Source organism: Glycomyces sp. NRRL B-16210, from assembly GCF_000719515.1.
Taxonomy (GTDB): domain Bacteria; phylum Actinomycetota; class Actinomycetes; order Mycobacteriales; family Micromonosporaceae; genus Glycomyces.
Map to the genome: position 1 here is coordinate 90,298 of NZ_JOGR01000005.1, position 17,630 is coordinate 107,927.

Below are 17,630 nucleotides of genomic sequence, written 5' to 3' on the forward strand. Positions count from 1 at the left end.
TCCGGACTCGTCTTTCTCGGTGAGGGACGTCCCGCCGAGGTGCTGAAGACGCTTCCCGAGCCTGACCCGGAGCGCTCGGCCGCGCTCGCCGACACGATTCTCGGTGGGGCTGTGGCGAGCGCCGGGACGCGGGTGCTCGGCGAAGGCGGCGTCTGGCCCGAGCGCGGGACGGTCTGCGTCGGCGCCTACGACGGCTTCGCGCTCGTCGGCTACGACAGGCTCGGCCCCGATCGGCCCAGCGACATCTCCGGGTGGATCGACGCGGTCTCGCCGACCGGCGGCGCCCACGGGGTCTTCATGCACAGCGTGGTCGACTACTGCGCGTTCGCGGTGTGGGAGGGCGGCGAACTGCGCCGGTCCGTCAGTCTCGCACCGGACTCGGGCGTCATGGAGGACCTGGGGGACCGTCTTTCCTTCGAAGCGCCGTTCTGGGACGGGAAGCACCCGATGGACGAGGGCTACCCGCTGCCATTCCACCCTCTGGAGTTCGGCGAGGCGGCCCTGGGCGCGTGTTTCGGCTTCGGCATCGAGGGCGATCCGTCCACGTACGAGTTCGACCCGTTCGCGTTCACGGTCCCCGCGTTCCGCCTGGCCGAGTAGCAGGGCGGCACCGCCGTACGGCAGTGCCGCCCTGCTACTCAGAACGCCCAGTCGTCGTCGCTGGTGTCCTCGGCCTTGCCGATGACGTAGGAGGAGCCCGAGCCGGAGAAGAAGTCGTGGTTCTCGTCGGCCCCCGGTGAGAGCGCCGCGAGGATCTCCGGGTTCACCTCGGTCTCCTCGGCGGTGAACCGGGTCGGGTAGCCGAGGTTCATCAGGGCCTTGTTCGCGTTGTAGCGCACGAAGACCGCGACGTCCTCCATGAGTCCGAGCGGTTCGTACAGCTCCCCGGAGTACGCCAGTTCGAGCTCGTACAGCTCTTCGAGGAGCGCGAACGTGAAGTCCTGCATCTCCTGCCTGCCTGCGGCGTCGAGCTTCTCCAGGCCCCGCTGGTACTTGTAGCCCGAGTAGTAGCCGTGGACGGCCTTGTCGCGCAGGATGAGCCGGATCATGTCCGCGGTGTTCGTGAGCGTGGCGTGGACCGAGAAGTGCAGCGGCAGATAGAAACCGGCGTACAGCAGCAGCGAGGACAGCAGGGTCGAGGCGACCTTGCGCTTGAGCGGCTCGTCGCCGTAGTAGTGCGCCAGGACCTTCTTGCAGCGCTCCTGGAGCAGTTCGTTGCCCACCGCCCACCGGTAGGCGTCGTCGATCTCCGCGGTCGAGGTCAACGTGGAGAACACGCTGGAGTACGAGCGCGCGTGCACCGACTGCATGAAGGCGATGTTCGTGTACACCGCCTCCTCGTGGTCGGTGCGCGCGTCCTGGATCTGGCAGATCTCCCCGACGGTGGCCTGCACGGTGTCGAGCATGGTCAGCCCGGTGAACACCCGCATGGTCAGCGTGCGCTCCTCGGGCGTCATGCGCTGCCACGCCTGGATGTCGTTGGACAGCGGGACCTTCTCGGGGAGCCAGAAGTTCGCCGTCAGCCGGTTCCAGACCTCGAGGTCCTTCTCGTCGGTGATGCGGTTCCAGTTGATCGGGCGCAGCCGGGCGGCCGGGTCGTGCCGGTACGACGGCGGGGTCACCGAGATCTCGGTGATCGGTCGGCCGGGGATCGTGTCGGTCATTGCGGAGTCCTTCTTCCTCGAACGGGGGCTAGAGCGTGCAGGCGCCGACGCACGCGTCGATCTCGGTGCCTTCGAGGGCGGGCTGGCGCAGCCGGATGTAGTAGAGGGTCTTGATCCCCTTGCGCCACGCGTAGATCTGGGCCTTGTTGATGTCGCGGGTGGTCGCGGTGTCGAGGAAGAACAGGGTGCACGACAGCCCCTGGTCGACGTGCTGGGTCGCGGCGGCGTAGGTGTCGATGATCTTCTCGTAGCCGACCTGGTAGGCGTCCTCGAAGTACTCGAGGTTGTCGTTGTCCAGGTGCGGGGCGGGGAAGTAGACGCGGCCGAGCTTGCCCTCCTTGCGGATCTCGATCTTCGAGGCGACCGGGTGGATCGAGGCGGTCGCGTTGTTGATGTAGGAGATCGACCCGGTCGGCGGGACGGCCTGGAGGTAGGCGTTGTAGATGCCGTGCTCCTGGACCGACGCCTGGAGCTCGCGCCAGTCCTGCTGGGTCGGCAGCGCGATCCCGGCGTCGGCGAAGAGCCCGCGGACCCGTTCGGTCGCCGGCTCCCACGCCCGCTCGGTGTACTTCGCGAAGTACGTCCCGTCGGCGTAGGCCGAGCCCGCGAAGCCCTCGAACGTCGTGCCCCGCTCGATCGCGAGCCGGTTCGAGGCCCTGATCGCGTGGTAGACGACGGCGTAGAAGTACATGTCGGTGAAGTCGACGCCTTCGGCGCTGCCGTAGTGGATGCGCTGGGACGCGAGGTAGCCGTGCAGGTTCATCTGGCCCAGGCCGATCGCGTGGCTCGCGTCGTTGCCCGCCTCCACCGACGGGACGGCCCGGATGTGCGACTGGTCCGAGACGCTCGTCAGGCCGCGCACCGCGGTCTCGACGGTCGCGCCGAAGTCGGCCGAGGCCATGGCCTCGAAGATGTTCAGCGAGCCGAGGTTGCAGGAGATGTCGCGCCCGACCTGCTCGTACCCGATCGCCTCGTCGAACGTGGACGGCGTGTTGACCTGGAGGATCTCCGAGCACAGGTTCGACATGTTGACCCAGCCCGGCAGCGGGTTGTCGCGGTTGACGGTGTCCTCGAACAGCACGTACGGGTAGCCGGACTCGAACTGGAGCTCGGCGAGGGTCTTGAAGAACTCGCGGGCGCTGATGGTGGTCCTGCGGATCTTCGGGTTCGCCACCAGCTCGTCGTAGTGCTCGGTCACGCCGAGGTCGGAGAGCGGGACGCCGTAGACGCGCTCGACGTCGTAGGGGCTGAACAGGTGCATCTCGCGGTTGTCGCGGGCGAGCTCGAAGGTCACGTCCGGGATGACCACGCCGAGGGAGAGCGTCTTGATGCGGATCTTCTCGTCGGCGTTCTCGCGCTTGGTGTCGAGGAACCGCAGGATGTCGGGGTGGTGGGCGTGCAGGTACACCGCGCCGGCGCCCTGCCGCGCCCCGAGCTGGTTGGCGTAGGAGAAGGAGTCCTCGAGGATCTTCATGACCGGGACGACCCCGGAGGCCTGGTTCTCGATCTGCTTGATCGGCGCGCCGGTCTCGCGCAGGTTCGTCAGCAGCAGCGCCACGCCGCCGCCCCGTTTGGACAGTTGCAGCGCGGAGTTGACGCTGCGGCCGATCGACTCGAGGTTGTCCTCCACGCGCAGCAGGAAGCACGAGACGAGTTCGCCGCGCTGCTTCTTGCCGGCGTTGAGGAACGTCGGCGTCGCCGGCTGGAAGCGCCCCGAGATGATCTCGTCGACCAGGCCCGTCGCGAGCTTCTCGTCGCCGCGGCCCAGGAACAGCGCCGTCGCCACCACCCGGTCCGTATAGGTCTCCAGGTAGCGGGTGCCGTCGAAGGTCTTGAGGGTGTACGAGGTGTAGTACTTGAACGCGCCCAGGAACGAGGCGAACCGGTGGTCGGCCGCGTACGCGCGCCGGTACAGGTCCTTGACGAACGTCCACTCGTAGGCGCGCAGGAACGCCTCCTCGTAGTAGTCGTTGTCGATCAGGTACGCGATCTTCTCCTCGAGGCTCTCGAAGCGGATCGAGTTGGGGACCACGTGCTGGCGGAAGTACGCCTGCGCAGCCTCGCGGTCCTTGTCGAACTGGATGGACCCGTCGGGGGCGAACAGGTTCAACTGGGCGTTGAGCGCGTGGTAGTCCAGGCGCGCTCCGATGCCGACCCGCTCGGCGGTCGTGAAGTCCATTGCGGTCGTGCTCATGCGCTGACCATCTCCCTCTCGTTCGCGCCGGCCCAGAACCGGGCCAGCCCCTCGTTCACTCGTTCCACGTCGCGCTCGGTCCCCAGCAGCTCGAACCGGTACAGCTCCGGCACCCCGCACTTGGCCGAGATGACCGGCCCCGCCAGGCAGTAGTACTCGCCGAAGTTCGTGTTCCCCGCGGCGATGACGCCGCGAAGGAGTCCCCGGTTGACCGGGTGGTTGAGGAAGTCGACGACCTGCTTGGGCACCGCGCCCCCGCGGATGCCGCCGCCGTAGGTCGGGACCACCAGCACGAACGGGCGCGCGACCTGGATCTGCCCCTCGCGCCTCGGTCGCAGCGGGATGCGGACCGCAGGCCGGTCGAGCCGCTCGACGAACCGCCGGGTGTTCTCCGAGACGCTGGAGAAGAACACCAGATCCGTCGACTCGGAATCCGGCAGCACGCGATACTGCCGCGGAACCCGTTCGCCGACCACGTCGCTCGGATACATGCGCGCCCCCTCGTCTCGATCTGCCGAACCCTACCTGAAACCCAAGATATAGTGAGTACGGTTTCTTCAGATCACTAGATCTAGTTCCGTGGCGAATCGTAGCGCGCACCGCCGACAGTCCGGGACCCCGGGTTTCCGAGCAGTCGATGACCTGCGAATTTAGGTGAGGCTAGCCTAAAGTTGTGACCTGATCGTCAGGACCGGCGATCCCGCGGCCGCCGTCACCGAGACGGGGGAACCGCGTCTCAGAGGTGTCGCCGTTCACCGGTCCGTGATTTCCCGTGCATTGACACCATTCAGTTAGTTAGTTAACCTGACTATTTATGACGGTCGCCTTCCCCGACCGAACTGATCGAGAGGACCTGCATGAAGATCGCCGTGGTCGGTGGCGGTTCCACCTACACCCCTGAACTCGCGGAGGGCTTCGGCGCCAATGCCAAAGCCCTCGGCATCGACGAGGTCGTGCTGGTGGATCCGGCCGCGGACAAGCTCGAGGTCATCGGCCCCCTGACGCGACGCATCATGCGCCGCCAAGGCAGCGACGCGCGCGTGACCTGGACCTCCGACCTCGACCGCGGCGTGGACGGCGCCGCCGTCGTGCTCCTCCAACTGCGCGTCGGCGGCCAGGACGCCCGCATCCAGGACGAGGCCTTCCCGCTCGAATGCGGCTGCGTCGGCCAGGAGACCACCGGCGCCGGCGGCCTCGCCAAGGCCCTGCGCACCATCCCGGTCGTCCTCGACATCGCCGAACGGGTGCGGCGCATCGCCGCCCCGAACGCGTGGATCGTGGACTTCACCAACCCCGTCGGCATGGTCACCAGGGCGCTGCTCGACCAAGGCCACCGCGCCGTCGGCCTGTGCAACGTGGCCATCGGCTTCCAGCGGCGCTTCGCCGCGCTCCTCGACCGCGCCCCCGAGGAGGTCACCCTCGACCACATCGGCCTCAACCACCTGACCTGGGAGACCGTGGTGCGCCTCGACGGCCGCGACGCGCTACCCGACCTGCTCGAACAGCACCGCGAAGCGCTCGCCGAGGAGGTCGACCTGCCTCCGGAGGTCTTCGCCGACGGGCTCGTTCCCTCCTATTACCTGCGCTACTTCTACGGCCACGACGCGGAGGTCGAACGGCTCCGCACCGCGCCCTCCCGCGGACAGGAGGTGGCCCGGATCGAAGCCGAACTCTGGGACCTCTACCAGGACGACACCCTCGACGAGAAGCCCGAACCCCTGTCGCGGCGCGGCGGGGCCTACTACTCGCAAGCCGCGGTGGACCTGATGCGCTCACTGCTCACCGAGGACGGCGCGGTGCACGCGGTGAACCTCCGCAACCGGGGCTTCCTGCCTTACCTGCCCGACGAGGCCGTCATCGAAGTCTCGGCCACCGTGGGCGCCGAGATCGAGCCCGCCGTGACGACGCCGCTCAACGCGCGGCAGCGCGGACTCGTGTCCGCCGTCGCCGCCTATGAGGAACTCGGCGTCGCGGCCGCCGTGCACGGCGGCGAGCGCCGCGTCTACGAGGCGCTGCTGGCGCATCCGCTCGTGGGCCAGCACGATCTGGCCGAGGGCCTGACCCGCCGCCTCATCGCGACCGGGCGGGAACACCTGCCTTGGGCGTGAACGGAGACCGGTTCATCGCCGTCGACGGCGGCAACTCGAAGACCGATGTCGTGGCCGCGACCGCCGACGGCCGCCTGCACGCCTACTTGCGCACCGGCACCTCGTCACCCCACCGGCTCGGCTACCGCGAATCGATCGACCTGCTGGGCAAGCTGATCGAAATCGCACGCGCCGAGGCCGGGTGGGGGAGCGAGACGCCGCTCGCGCGAGTCGACGCCCTACTCGCCGGCGCTGACCTGCCGGTCGAAGTGGAGCGCCTCAACACCGACGCGCGCTCACGGGACTGGGCCGAGCAAGTGCGCGTCGACAACGACACCTTCGCGCTGCTGCGCGCCGGAACCGACGACCGGAACGCGGTCGCCGTGATCTGCGGCGCGGGCATGAACTGCATCGGGCGCAACGAGAGCGGCGAGTGGTCGCGCTTCCCGGCACTCGGGCCGATCACCGGCGACTGGGGCGGGGGAGAGGACCTTGGCGACGCGGTGTTCTTCCACGCCGCACGGGCCGAGGACGGCCGCGGACCGGAAACCGCCCTGTGCGACGCGGTGCGGACGCACTTCGGGACCGCCTCGGCCGAGGAGGCCGCTCTGGGCCTGCACCTCGGGACGTTCGGGCGCGAGCGGGTCCACGGCTTGGTGCCGCTGCTGTTCGCGGCGGCCGACGCGGGCGACGAGTGCGCCGAGCAGGTCGTGGAGCGGCAGGCGGAGGAAATTACCGCGATGGTGCGGGTCTCGGTGCGGAGATTGGGTCTGAGCAAGGCGCCGTTCACGATCGTAGGCGGCGGGGGAGTGCTCGGGTCCGAACCGGAAGCGCTGCGACGGCATTTGGAGCCGAGGCTGGCGGAGGAGTTTCCGCTGGCCGCGTACACGGCGCTGAAGCGACCGCCGGTGCTCGGAGCGGCCTGGTCGGCGCTTGATGCTCTCACCGGCGAGGTCGGCGGCCCTGCGCATAGACGACTGGCCGCTGAACTCGAGGGAAGGGAGCCTTTGCGGGTCTCCTAGGGTCGCGGGCCGGTTGTCAACGGTGTTGCGAGGCAATGGAGTTGAGAGACAGCGGCGGCGCGGTGGTCCGTGGCGGTTGTCGATGGCGCAGTGGCGCAACGACCGTGCGGTATGCGGTCGAGCAGTGATGCGCTGGCGAGGCCGGGTACGTTTCGGGTTGCGGTGCAAACCATCAGCGACGGGACGGCCGCCCGGAAAATCGCGGTGCGTTGCCGGAGAGCGGCTGATTTCAGTCGCGGTTCAGGCAGGCGAGGCGTTCTCAGCCGCCGTCTCCTAGTGCCGCCTCCAGTACTCGGTTCTTGAGGTCTTCGTACGCGAGGTCCAGGACGCCTATCGCCACCGCGTCGCCGTACACCGCCGAGGGCAAAATCCTGTCGGCCAGCGGTCCGGCCTTGCCGCGCACGTGGTTCACCAGGGTCTCTCCACCCGCCCTCGCGATCTCCCCTCCCAGCACCAGGCTCGGCGGGTCGAACAGGCAGGTCAGCAGGTGCAGCGCTCCCGCGACCCTCTCCGCGTACGCGTCCATGAACCCTGCCGCGCCGCGCTTGACCGCCTCCGCCAGCACCGCCGCCGCATCCGCGCCCTCGATCCCGTGCCCCCGCCCGATCTCCATCACCGCCGGCGCCCCGATCCAGTCCTGATAGGTCGGCGCATCCGGGCCGGTCCGGTCCGGGAACACCGGAACGTATCCGAGCTCCCCGGCCGCCCCCTTCGCCCCCACGACCAAACCCTGACGCAGGTCGATCCCCGAGCCGATGCCCTCCCTGCCAAGCCACAGCAACACCAGGCCGCCGTCTACCGCCGGATTGCGCCGCTCGGCGACCGTCGCCGCGTTCACGTCGTTGTGGATCGTCACCGAGCAGTCCATCACTGCCTCGATCGCCGCGCGCATCCGAACGTCTTGAGCCCCTGGGATGTCCGCATAACCGATCGTGTCGGTCTCGGCGTCGTACGCGCCCGGCACCGCCATGTGGACCACCGCGATCCGGTCACGGTCGATCCCGGCGTCTTCTGCCGTGTGCCGCAGCATCCCGAGCGCCGCCCGGTCGATCGGCACGGCCGTGAAGTCGGTCCTCCTGGTGAACGAGGCGCGCTCGTTCCCCTTGAGGTCGCGAATGGCGACGGTGACGCCGTCCGGCTCGCGGAGCGTCACTGCGGCGGCGAACGCGTAGTCGGCGTTGACCGAGTAAACCTCCGCCTTGGGTCCCACCTGCTTTGCGGTGGTGCGCCCCAGCGTGACGGCGAGACCGGACTCGAACAGCCGCAGCATCACCTGCGAGGCCGTGGGCTTCGCGAGCCCGGTGAGCTTGCGCAGCTCCACCCGGGTGAGCGTGTCGTTCTCCAGCAGGTGGTGCAGCGCGGCGCGCTCGTTGATGGTGCGCAGCAGGTGGGAGGAGCCGGAGGGGACCGGTGAAGCCGGTGAACTGTTGGTTCGCATTGGCGTCCTTCTCGAGTGTGCGCAGGTGACCGGGCGTGCGGGAAGTTTATTCGCGCCGTCATTGACTCGGACGCTCGACGAGTATACTATCGGCGCTTATCAGTTAGTAATGTTATCTAACTATTAACTGGCGTCTTACCCCGACGGCGACCCCTCGTCGCCCCGAACAAGGGACACGACCATGATCGACCGCTCCGCGCGTCCGAGTTCCGGCAACCCGAGCCGTCATCTCCCGAGCGCCTTCACCGCGAGCCGCCGCACCCTCCTCCAGACCTCGGCCGCCGTCGGCACCGGCGGACTCCTCGCCGCCTGCACCGGCACCGGAGGCGGCGAGGGCCGCGCCACCACCCTCTACACCACCGGGCTCCAGGACGGCGCTCCGACGAACTTCAACCCCCTCGGCTGGACCGCCGCGTGGCCCGTAGGCAACTTCGCCGTCTACCTGTACGAGACCCTGCTCAACTTCAACCTGCTCACCGGCGAGGCCGAACCCTTCCTCGCCTCCGGCCTCGAATGGGCCGACAACGTCGGCACCGCGACCCTCCACGAAGGCACCACCTGGCAGGACGGCACGCCCCTCACCAGCGCCGACGTCGTCGCCACCTTCCGCCTCGCCGACCGCAACCCCGGCATCGGCTACGGCGACATCTGGACCTACATCGAGTCGATCGAGGCCCCCGACGACCGCACCGTCGTGTTCACCCTCGACCCCCAGAGCCCCCAGCGCCTGCGCCTGACCGACCTGCTCTGCTTCACCTACATCCTCCCCGCCCACGTCTGGGACCAGGTCGCCGACGACGCCCTGACCGAGGACCCCAACCTCGAACCGCTCGGCTCGGGCCCCTACAAGGTCGCCTCCCACACCCACCAGGACGTCACCCTCGAACGCCACGACGACTACTGGGGCAACGAGGTCCACGGCAAGCCCGTCCCCGAGAAGGTCGTCCACGCCATCTACGAGGGCAACGACGCCGCGAACCTCTCGTTCCAGAACGGCGACACGGATGTCTCGGCGCACTTCCTGCCCCGCGTCAACGAACTGTGGGAGGACCGCGGCCTGCCGGTCAAGACCTGGGACACCGCCGCCCCCTACCACCTGCCCGGCTCCATCCCGATGCTCATCATCAACACTGTCGAGGGCCCGCTCGCCGACGCGCGCGTGCGTCGCGCGCTCGCCCACGCCATCGACTACGCCAAGATCGCCGAGAGCGCCATGGCCGGCATGAGCGAGCCCGCCCACGCCAGCGTCATCCTCCCGCAGGGCGCCGAGAGCGTCCACTTCAACGCCGAGGCCGCCGCCGCGGGCTGGTCCTACGACCCCGCCGAGACCGCCCGCATCCTCGAAGAGGAGGTCGGCGCCGCCAAAGGCGGCGACGGCGTCTACGTCCTGCCCGACGGCACCCGCCTCGGCCCGTTCGTCGCCGCCACCCCGCAGGGCTGGACCGACTGGAACGCCGCCCTCGACATCGTCGCCACCACCGCCACCGAGGCCGGCATCGAGGTCGTCACCGAGTTCAGCGACTGGTCCGAGGTCAACGACAACCTCGGCAACGGCGCGTTCGACATGGTCCTGTGGTACGTCTCCGACGTCGCCCCCTCCAGCCCCTGGTCGCGCATCCGCGACCTCCTGGACGACCGCGACGTGCCGCCCGCCGGCGAGATGGCCTTCTGGAACTTCGGCCGCTTCCACCACGACGCCGTTCCCGCCCTCCTCGACGAGGCCGCCACCGCGCCCGACGCCGAGAGCGCCACCGCCGCCTACACGCAGCTCGACGACATCATCCGCGCCGAGGCCCCCGCCATCCCGCTCATGTACCGCCCGCTGGAGTTCTTCCAGTTCAGCGAGAAGAACTGGACCGGCTTCCCCACCAGCGAGGACCCCTACTGCGCCCCGATGCAGGGCATGACCGGCATCCAGATCCTCTCCAAGATCAAGCCCGTCGAGCAGTAGTACATGGGCTTCCTCCGCCACCTCCTCTCCAAGCTGGGCTGGTACGCCGCGGCGTTCGCCGCGGCCCTCGGGCTCAATTTCTTCCTGCCGCGCCTGCTCCCGGGCAACCCCGTCGACACCCTCGTCGCCCAGGCGCTCCGCGGCGGCGCCTCCAGCGAGACCAAGCAGCGCGTCTACGAGACCTACATCCAGGAGTTCGGACTCGACCAGAACCTCGGGGCCCAGTTCCTCACCTACGTCGGCAACGTCCTGCAAGGCGACTTCGGCACCTCCTTCAGCCGCCACCCCGCCGAAGTCTCGGCGATGATCGCCGACGCCCTGCCGTGGACGATCGCGCTCCAACTGCCCGCCGTCCTGCTCGGCTGGATCATCGGGAACCTCGTCGGCGCCGTCGCCGCCTACCGGCGCGGCGGCCTCGACCGCGGGATCTACCTCTCCAGCCTCTTCCTGACCGCCGCCCCCTACTACTGCCTCGCGATCCTGCTGCTCTACGGCTTCGCCGTGGTGCTCCCGCTGTTCCCCACCGGCGGCGGCTGGTCCTTCGGCCTCAGCCCCGAGTGGTCGGCCCCGTTCGCAGCCGACGCCCTCTCACACTGGTTCCTGCCGTTCCTGTCGCTCCTGCTGGTCTTCATCGGCGGGCAGGCGATCGGGATGCGCTCGATGGCCGTGTACGAGGTGGACGCCGACTACGTGCGCTTCGCCGAGAGCTTCGGACTCCCCGACCGCAAGATCGTCGGCTACATCTTCCGCAACGGGATGCTCCCGCAGATCACCGGACTCGCCCTGGCCATCGGCACCCTCGTCGGCGGCGCGCTCCTGACCGAGATCGTCTACTCCTACCCCGGGATCGGCACCCTCCTGTACGACGCCATCCTCAACAAGGACTATCCCGTGATCCAGGCCGTCACCCTCCTCGTCCTCATCGTGGTGCTCGTCGCGAACTTCCTGGTCGACGTCCTCTACGGCCTCATCGACCCGCGCATCCGCGCCGCCGAGAGGGGCGACCGGTGAACCGCCTCAGAGCACTCCCGCCGCACTGCCTCGCCGCCGCCGCGGTCTTCCTCGCGATCGCGGCCGCCGGCCTCGTCGGACCCCTCGCCGCCCCCGCCGGCCCCGGCGAGCTCCTCGGCGGTCCCTTCACCCCGCCCGGCGCCGAATACCTCCTCGGCACCGACCACCTCGGCCGGTCCGTCGCGATCCAGCTCGTCCACGGCATCCGCACCTCCCTCTACATCGGCCTCCTGGCCGGGGTCACCGGGACCGTGGTCGGCGTCGTCGTCGGCACCCTCGCCGGCTACCGCGGCGGCCTCCTCGACGAGATCCTCATGGGCTTCACCAACATCATGATCACCGTCCCGGCGATCATCGTGCTCCTGCTGCTGTCCATCAGCCTCGACACCCGCTCGGTCACCGTCATGGGCCTGTGCATCGGCGCGGTCTCCTGGCCCTGGACGGCCCGCGCGGTACGCTCCCAGATCGCCAGCCTGCGCGAACGGGAGCACGTGGACATCGCCCGCCTCTCCGGCTCCGGCACCTGGCGCATCATCACCGTCGAACTGCTGCCGTACATGATGTCCTATATCGTCATGGCCTTCGTGATCCAGCTCTACGGCGCCATCCTCGCCGAAGCGGCCCTGAGCCTCCTCGGCCTCGGCCCCTCCGGCACCCCCTCGCTCGGCGTCATGCTCCACTGGGCCATCGCCTGGGAGTCCATCCGCGGCGGCCAATGGTGGGTCTTCCTCACCCCGACCGTGTTCATCACCGCGATCACCTTCTCCCTCCTGCTCGTCCAGTCCAGCCTCGACTCGGTCTTCAACCCGCGGCTGCGGGCACGAAAGGCGGCCCGATGACCCTCGCGAGCATCCGCGACCTCTCCGCCCACTACAGCGCGGGCGGCACCCGGTTCCACGCCCTCGACGAGGTCGCCCTCGACGTCCGCTCCGGCCAGATCCTCGGCGTCGTCGGCGAATCCGGCTGCGGCAAGTCCACGATGGCCTCCGTCCTGTCGCTCAACCCCGGCCCCTCCCTGCGCGTCACCGCCGGGACCCTCTCGGTCGCCGGCACCGACATCGACCTCACCGACGCGACCCGCGGCGCCAGCGCCTCCCACCGCGCGCTGCGCGGCGGCACCGTCGCCCTCCTCCCGCAGGGCGCGCTCAACGCGCTCAACCCGACCCGGCGCGTCGGCGCCCAGGCCCACGACATCCTCGCCGCGGGGGACCGGCGCATCAAGCGCGCCGTCTCCTACGAGCGCGCCGCCGCCCGCCTCGAAGCCCTCGACCTGCCGCCACGGGCGCTGCGCGCCTACCCGCACCAGCTCTCCGGCGGTATGCGCCAGCGCGTGGTCACCGCGCTGGCGACCCTGCGCAACCCGCGCCTGCTGGTGGCCGACGAGCCGTCCTCGGCCCTGGACGTGTCCTCCCAGCGGCTGCTGGTGGACCTGCTGCGGCGCCTGATCGCCGAGGGCCTGGTGGAGGGCATCGTGTTCATCACCCACGACGTGGCGCTGCTGTCCGAACTGGCCGACCGCATCGCGGTCATGTACGCGGGCCGGGTCGTCGAGGAGGCGCCCGCCCGCGAACTCGTGAGTTCCCCGCGGCATCCCTATTCGCAGGCGCTGCTCGCCTCGGTGCTGGTGCCCGAGCCGGGCACGCGCGGGCGGCGCCTCACCGGCATCCCCGGTTCGCCGCCGGACCTGCGCGCCCCGCTGGCGGGCTGCGCGTTCGCGCCGCGCTGCGAGCACGCGATGGACGTGTGCGCCACGGACCGGCCGCCGCGCGTGGTCACCGGCTCGCGCGACGACTCCTGCTGGCGCAGCGCCGAGACCGAGGAGGCGGCCCATGTCGGCTGACACCGAACTGCTGCGCACCGAGGGCCTCGCGAAGACCTTCGGGCGCGGGTGCGAGGAGGTCCGCGCCGTCGCGGGCGTCGATCTCGCCCTGCGCCGCGGCGAGATCACCGCCCTGGTCGGGCAGAGCGGTTCGGGCAAGAGCACCCTGGGCCGACTGCTGCTGCGGCTCCTGGACCCCACCGAGGGCCGCGTCCTCTTCGACGGCCAGGACGTGACGGCGGTGCGCGGCTCCGCCCGCCGCGACTACTGGCGCGAGGTGCAGGCGGTCTTCCAGGACCCGTTCGCCGCCTTCCACCAGTACCGGCGCGTCGAGGCGACCTTGGCGACCGCGCTGCGGCTGCTGCCTGCCGCCACCAGGGCCGACGGCCGTCCGCTCATGGAGGCCGCCCTGGCGGCGGTCGGGCTCGACGCGGCCGAGACGCTCGCCAAGCGCCCGCACGAGCTCTCGGGCGGGCAGCGGCAGCGGGTGATGCTCGCGCGGGCGCTGATGCTGCGGCCGCGCCTGCTGATCGCGGACGAGGCCACGTCCATGCTGGACGCCTCGGTGCGGGTCACGGTCCTGAACCTCCTGGCCGACCTGCGCGACGAGCAGGGGATGACCGTGCTGTTCGTGACGCACGACCTGGGGCAGGCGTACTACCTGGCCGACCGCATCGCGGTGATGCACCGGGGCGCGATCGTCGAGTCGGGTCCGGCCGAGCGCGTGGTGGCCTCCCCCGAGCACGAGTACACGAGGTCGCTCCTGGCCGACGTGCCGAAGCTGCACCGAAGCGGCTGAACCGTGCCCCCGAACCGTGCCCCCGAACCGACAATATTGATCTTAATGGATCTATTGACTCGAAACGGCCGTCGAAGTAAGGTGACCAATAGATAGTAATACTGTCTAACTATTGAGGAGGAGTTCATGACGTTCCCACCCCGCCGCAAACGGATGCTCGGCCTGCTGGCCGTCCTCGCCGCCTTCGCGATCCTCGCCCCGCTCGGCATCAACGCCGCCTCCGGCGATCCCGCCGCAGAGGAGGCCGACGCGCCCGAGACCTTCGCCGTCGCGGACACCGCCGTCGCCGAGCACGGCAAGCTCACCGTCTGCGGCACCAAGCTCTGCGACGCCTCCGGCGAACCGGTGCAGCTGCGCGGCATGAGCACGCACGGCCTCCAGTGGTACTCCCAATGCGTGAACGACGCCTCCTTGGACGCCCTCGCCTACGACTGGGGCGCCGACGTCGTGCGCCTGTCGATGTACATCCAGGAGGACGGCTACGAAACCGACCCCGCTGGCTTCACCGCCCGGATGCACGAGCTCATCGAGGAGGTCACCTCCCGCGGCCAGTACGTCATCGTGGACTGGCACCAGCTCACCCCCGGCGACCCGAACTACAACCTCGACCGCGCCAAGACCTTCTTCACCGAGATCGCCCAGGTGCACGGCGACAAGGACAACATCTTCTACGAGGTCGCGAATGAACCCAACGGCGTCGCGTGGCCGAGCATCAAGTCCTACCACGAGGCGATCATCCCGGTGATCCGCCAGCACGACCCCGACAGCGTGATCCTCCTGGGCACCGCCGCCTGGTCCTCGTTCGGGCTCTCCGGCAGCTCCAGCGAGCAGGAGGTCATCGACAACCCGGTGAACGCCTCGAACATCATGTACACCTTCCACTTCTACGCCGCCTCGCACGACGACTACTACCTGAACGGCCTCGAACGGGCGACCGCCGCCCTCCCGGTCTTCGTCACCGAGTTCGGCACCCAGGACCACGCCGGCGAGGGCCCGAACGACTTCACGATGTCGCAGCGCTACCTCGACCTCATGGAGCGCGAGTCCGTCAGCTGGGTCAACTGGAACTACTCCGACGACCACCGCTCCGGCGCGGTCTTCCAGACCGGCACCTGCCCCGGCGGCCCGTTCACCGGAGACGGCGGGAACCTCAAGGAGGCCGGACAGTGGATCCGCGACCAGATCCGCGCCGGCGGCGTCCCCGGCGCCCCGCCCACCGAGGAACCCACTGACGAGCCCACGGAAGCACCCACCGACGACCCGACCGAGGAGCCCACGAACGACTCCGGGACCTGGCAGGCCGGCGAGTACTACGCCGCCGGCAGCCAAGTCGCCTACGGCGGCGCGACCTACCGCTGCCTCCAGTCGCACACCGCGCTGACCGGATGGGAGCCGCCGAACGTCCCGGCACTGTGGACGCATATCTGACCCGACGCACCCTCGGCGGCGGCCCCCGGTCCGGGGGCCGCCGCCGTCGTCCGCCGAAGGGCCCGACGACATCGGCGCGGCCGCCGCACTGTGCGCAGGGGCTCGTTTCGATCCCGAGGCGGCCGGCCGATGTTGCGGTAGAGTCGTCCTGTTCGCAGCCGCCACCGCCGAGGCGGCTCCGTCTCCGCCCATCCACACTTGTCGACACCGAGCGCCGCGCGGTCAACGTCCGACCCCGCCGCTCGGTCGCAGCCGTCCGCACGCGGGCGTCCATGACACCGACGGGAGACCGTATGTCAGAGCTGACGACCATCGAACGATCGCCCGACCCAGAGCGCCCTCCCGCCCGGAGCGAGCGCCGCCCCTCGATCGCCGCGCACATCCAGGCCATGGACCAGAGCCGCAAAGGCGCGCTCCTGCTCCTCCTCGCCACCGTCGCCGCCATCGTCTGGGCCAACGTCGGACTCGGCTCCTACCACGACTTCTGGGAGACCCGGTTCAACATCGGCGTGAGCGACCTCCAGCTCGAGTTCACACTGCACGCCCTCGTCAACGACGCCCTCATGGCCATCTTCTTCTTCACCGTCGGCCTCGAGGTCCGGCGCGAGTTCGTCATCGGCGAACTCACGAGCTGGTCCCGAGCCCTGGTCCCGACCCTCGCGGCGATCGCCGGCCTGGCCGTGCCCGCGCTGCTCTACGTGCTCGTCAGCTCCGGCTCGGGCCAGGAGCACGCCTGGGGCATCGTCATCTCCACCGACACCGCCTTCCTCGTCGGCGCCCTCGCGCTCATCGGCCCGCACGCCAACGGGCGCCTGCGCGTGTTCCTGCTCGCCCTCGCCGTCATCGACGACATCGGCGCCCTGAGCATCCTCGCGCTCGTCTACACCGACGACTTCTCGTTCGCGCCGCTGCTAATCGCCGCCGTCGGACTCGTCGGCATCTACTACGTGCGCTACATGCCCGGCGGCCGCGGCCCCGTCTACGCCTCGCTCTCGGTCGTCGTCTGGCTCGCCTTCCTCGCCTCGGGCGTCCACCCGACCCTCGCGGGCGTCGCGATCGCCCTGCTCGTCCCCGTCTACCGGCCGAGCCGCCGCGACGTCGAGCACGCGCTCCAGCTCGCCCGCACCTTCCGGCAGTCGCCGAACACCGAGTACGCCCGCGCCGCGGCGAACAGCCTCCGCGAGTCCATCTCGATCAACGAGCGGCTCCAGACCGCCTACGCCCCCTACGTCGCGTTCGTGATCCTGCCGGTGTTCGCGCTGGCCAACGCCGGTGTGGAGCTGGGCGGCGACATCATCGCCGCGGCGCTGCGCTCGCCGATCACCTGGGGCGTCATCGTCGGCCTCCTCGTCGGCAAGTTCCTCGGCATCTTCGGGTCCGCGGTCGTGCTGAAGATCCTGCGCATCGGCCACTTCGGCCCGGGCCTCTCGCTCGACCGGATCGCCGGCGGCAGCCTGCTGTGCGGCATCGGCTTCACGATCTCGCTGTTCATCGTGGACATCGCGATCGACGACCCGGCCGCGCAGAACGAGGCCCGCGTCGGCGTCATCGCCGCCTCCCTGCTCGCGTTCCTGCTGGCCACGATCCTGTTCCGGATCTCCGACGCGCGCCACCCGGCCGAGGAGACCGGCGCGACGCTGGCGCGGCCGATCGACCCCGAGCGCGACCACGTCTTCGGCGCCGACGACGCGCCTTACACGATCGTGGAGTACGGCGACTTCCAGTGCGGCTTCTGCCTGAAGGCCTCGGGCTCCATCCAGGAGGTCCACCGCGAACTGGGGGACCGGCTGCGCTACGTGTGGCGACACGCCCCGCTCACCCAGTACCACCCGAACGCGCTCGCGGCGGCCGAGGCCTCCGAGGCCGCGTCCCTCCAAGGGAAGTTCTTCGAGTACGAGCGGGCCCTGTTCGTGGACCAGGAGCACCAGCTCCCCACCGACATCCTGCGCCGCGCCGAGGAGCTCGGGCTCGACATGGACCGCTTCGAGAAGGACCTCGGCTCAGCCGAGGTCGCCGCCCGGGTCCGCGAGGACATGCTCGACGCCGAGGTCATGGACATCACCGCCGCGCCGACGCTGTTCATCAACGGCCGCAGGCACGTCGGCCCCTACGACGCGAAGTCCCTGATCCGGGCCCTGGAAGAGGCAGAACCGATGGCCGAGCCGCCGAAGGCGGACGCCGGAACCTCGGACTGAGGTGAAGGGCCCGGCCGCGAGG

Annotated in this window: 14 protein-coding genes; 10 read left to right on the plus strand and 4 right to left on the minus strand. The window is 69.6% G+C overall.

Annotation, left to right across the window (positions count from 1 at the left end; genetic code table 11):
* Positions 1 to 39 precede the first annotated feature (39 nt).
* Entirely contained in the window at positions 40 to 600 is a 561-nt protein-coding gene (locus IF12_RS0108330; protein ID WP_133884284.1) for a hypothetical protein, read from the plus strand.
* A 38-nt stretch (positions 601 to 638) separates the two neighbouring features.
* Here the strand turns inward: IF12_RS0108330 and nrdF are convergent, their stop codons facing one another.
* The 3 genes from nrdF to nrdI are packed head-to-tail and all read right to left on the minus strand — an operon-like array spanning position 639 to position 4,349.
* Positions 639 to 1,664, minus strand: coding sequence for a class 1b ribonucleoside-diphosphate reductase subunit beta (gene nrdF / locus IF12_RS0108335; RefSeq protein WP_081913403.1), 1,026 nt, complete (start codon positions 1,662 to 1,664; stop codon positions 639 to 641).
* 28 nt (positions 1,665 to 1,692) lie between these two features.
* Positions 1,693 to 3,858 carry a class 1b ribonucleoside-diphosphate reductase subunit alpha gene (nrdE, locus tag IF12_RS0108340; protein WP_030156786.1) on the minus strand — a complete coding sequence of 722 codons (2,166 nt, stop codon included), beginning with the start codon at positions 3,856 to 3,858 and terminating at the stop codon, positions 1,693 to 1,695.
* Positions 3,855 to 4,349, minus strand: a complete 495-nt coding sequence (nrdI, locus tag IF12_RS0108345; RefSeq protein ID WP_051704126.1) for a class Ib ribonucleoside-diphosphate reductase assembly flavoprotein NrdI — start codon at positions 4,347 to 4,349, stop codon at positions 3,855 to 3,857. Before nrdI ends, nrdE begins: the two co-directional genes overlap by 4 nt.
* A 366-nt stretch (positions 4,350 to 4,715) precedes the next feature.
* Between nrdI and IF12_RS0108350 the strand changes: the two genes are divergently transcribed.
* Both IF12_RS0108350 and IF12_RS0108355 read left to right on the plus strand, forming a co-directional pair.
* Positions 4,716 to 5,966 (plus strand): 6-phospho-beta-glucosidase, encoded by a 1,251-nt coding sequence (locus IF12_RS0108350; protein WP_030156791.1) that lies wholly within the window; start codon positions 4,716 to 4,718, stop codon positions 5,964 to 5,966.
* Entirely contained in the window at positions 5,963 to 6,967 is a 1,005-nt protein-coding gene (locus IF12_RS0108355) for an N-acetylglucosamine kinase (protein WP_051704156.1), read from the plus strand. The genes IF12_RS0108350 and IF12_RS0108355 overlap by 4 nt, the downstream gene beginning before the upstream one ends.
* A gap of 259 nt (positions 6,968 to 7,226) precedes the next feature.
* Here IF12_RS0108355 and IF12_RS0108360 read toward each other — a convergent pair whose 3' ends face one another.
* On the minus strand, positions 7,227 to 8,405 hold the full coding sequence (locus tag IF12_RS0108360; RefSeq protein WP_030156802.1) for an ROK family protein: 1,179 nt from the start codon (positions 8,403 to 8,405) through the stop codon (positions 7,227 to 7,229).
* Between the two features lie 181 nt (positions 8,406 to 8,586).
* On the opposite strand from IF12_RS0108360, the gene IF12_RS0108365 reads away from it, so the two are divergent.
* The 7 genes from IF12_RS0108365 to nhaA all read left to right on the plus strand — a co-directional run bounded on the left by IF12_RS0108365 (position 8,587) and on the right by nhaA (position 17,608).
* Positions 8,587 to 10,356, plus strand: a complete 1,770-nt coding sequence (locus IF12_RS0108365) for an ABC transporter substrate-binding protein (RefSeq protein WP_051704127.1) — start codon at positions 8,587 to 8,589, stop codon at positions 10,354 to 10,356.
* A gap of 3 nt (positions 10,357 to 10,359) precedes the next feature.
* Positions 10,360 to 11,367: an ABC transporter permease gene (locus IF12_RS0108370; RefSeq protein WP_030156810.1), complete on the plus strand. Its 1,008-nt coding sequence runs from the start codon at positions 10,360 to 10,362 to the stop codon at positions 11,365 to 11,367.
* Entirely contained in the window at positions 11,364 to 12,206 is an 843-nt protein-coding gene (locus IF12_RS0108375) for an ABC transporter permease (RefSeq protein ID WP_051704128.1), read from the plus strand. Before IF12_RS0108370 ends, IF12_RS0108375 begins: the two co-directional genes overlap by 4 nt.
* Positions 12,203 to 13,207 carry an ABC transporter ATP-binding protein gene (locus IF12_RS22810; RefSeq protein WP_035748702.1) on the plus strand — a complete coding sequence of 335 codons (1,005 nt, stop codon included), beginning with the start codon at positions 12,203 to 12,205 and terminating at the stop codon, positions 13,205 to 13,207. The genes IF12_RS0108375 and IF12_RS22810 overlap by 4 nt, the downstream gene beginning before the upstream one ends.
* The gene (locus IF12_RS0108385; protein ID WP_030156816.1) at positions 13,197 to 13,985 is read left to right on the plus strand and encodes an ABC transporter ATP-binding protein; all 789 of its coding nucleotides are present in this window, start codon (positions 13,197 to 13,199) and stop codon (positions 13,983 to 13,985) included. Before IF12_RS22810 ends, IF12_RS0108385 begins: the two co-directional genes overlap by 11 nt.
* 126 nt (positions 13,986 to 14,111) lie before the next feature.
* Positions 14,112 to 15,413: a cellulase family glycosylhydrolase gene (locus IF12_RS0108390; RefSeq protein WP_081913405.1), complete on the plus strand. Its 1,302-nt coding sequence runs from the start codon at positions 14,112 to 14,114 to the stop codon at positions 15,411 to 15,413.
* Positions 15,414 to 15,706: 293 nt separating this feature from the next.
* Positions 15,707 to 17,608: a Na+/H+ antiporter NhaA gene (gene nhaA / locus IF12_RS0108395; RefSeq protein WP_030156821.1), complete on the plus strand. Its 1,902-nt coding sequence runs from the start codon at positions 15,707 to 15,709 to the stop codon at positions 17,606 to 17,608.
* Positions 17,609 to 17,630: the final 22 nt, after the last annotated feature.

Bases quoted from the DNA above. Each gene is read 5' to 3' on its own strand.
- IF12_RS0108350 (WP_030156791.1), top strand. From the start codon at position 4,716: ATGAAGATCGCCGTGGTCGGTGGCGGTTCCACCTACACCCCTGAACTC.
- nrdE (WP_030156786.1), bottom strand. From the start codon at position 3,858: ATGAGCACGACCGCAATGGACTTCACGACCGCCGAGCGGGTCGGCATC.
- nhaA (WP_030156821.1), top strand. From the start codon at position 15,707: ATGTCAGAGCTGACGACCATCGAACGATCGCCCGACCCAGAGCGCCCT.
- nrdF (WP_081913403.1), bottom strand. From the start codon at position 1,664: ATGACCGACACGATCCCCGGCCGACCGATCACCGAGATCTCGGTGACC.
- IF12_RS22810 (WP_035748702.1), top strand. From the start codon at position 12,203: ATGACCCTCGCGAGCATCCGCGACCTCTCCGCCCACTACAGCGCGGGC.
- nrdI (WP_051704126.1), bottom strand. From the start codon at position 4,349: ATGTATCCGAGCGACGTGGTCGGCGAACGGGTTCCGCGGCAGTATCGC.
- IF12_RS0108360 (WP_030156802.1), bottom strand. From the start codon at position 8,405: ATGCGAACCAACAGTTCACCGGCTTCACCGGTCCCCTCCGGCTCCTCC.
- IF12_RS0108365 (WP_051704127.1), top strand. From the start codon at position 8,587: ATGATCGACCGCTCCGCGCGTCCGAGTTCCGGCAACCCGAGCCGTCAT.
- IF12_RS0108385 (WP_030156816.1), top strand. From the start codon at position 13,197: ATGTCGGCTGACACCGAACTGCTGCGCACCGAGGGCCTCGCGAAGACC.
- IF12_RS0108390 (WP_081913405.1), top strand. From the start codon at position 14,112: ATGACGTTCCCACCCCGCCGCAAACGGATGCTCGGCCTGCTGGCCGTC.
- IF12_RS0108370 (WP_030156810.1), top strand. From the start codon at position 10,360: ATGGGCTTCCTCCGCCACCTCCTCTCCAAGCTGGGCTGGTACGCCGCG.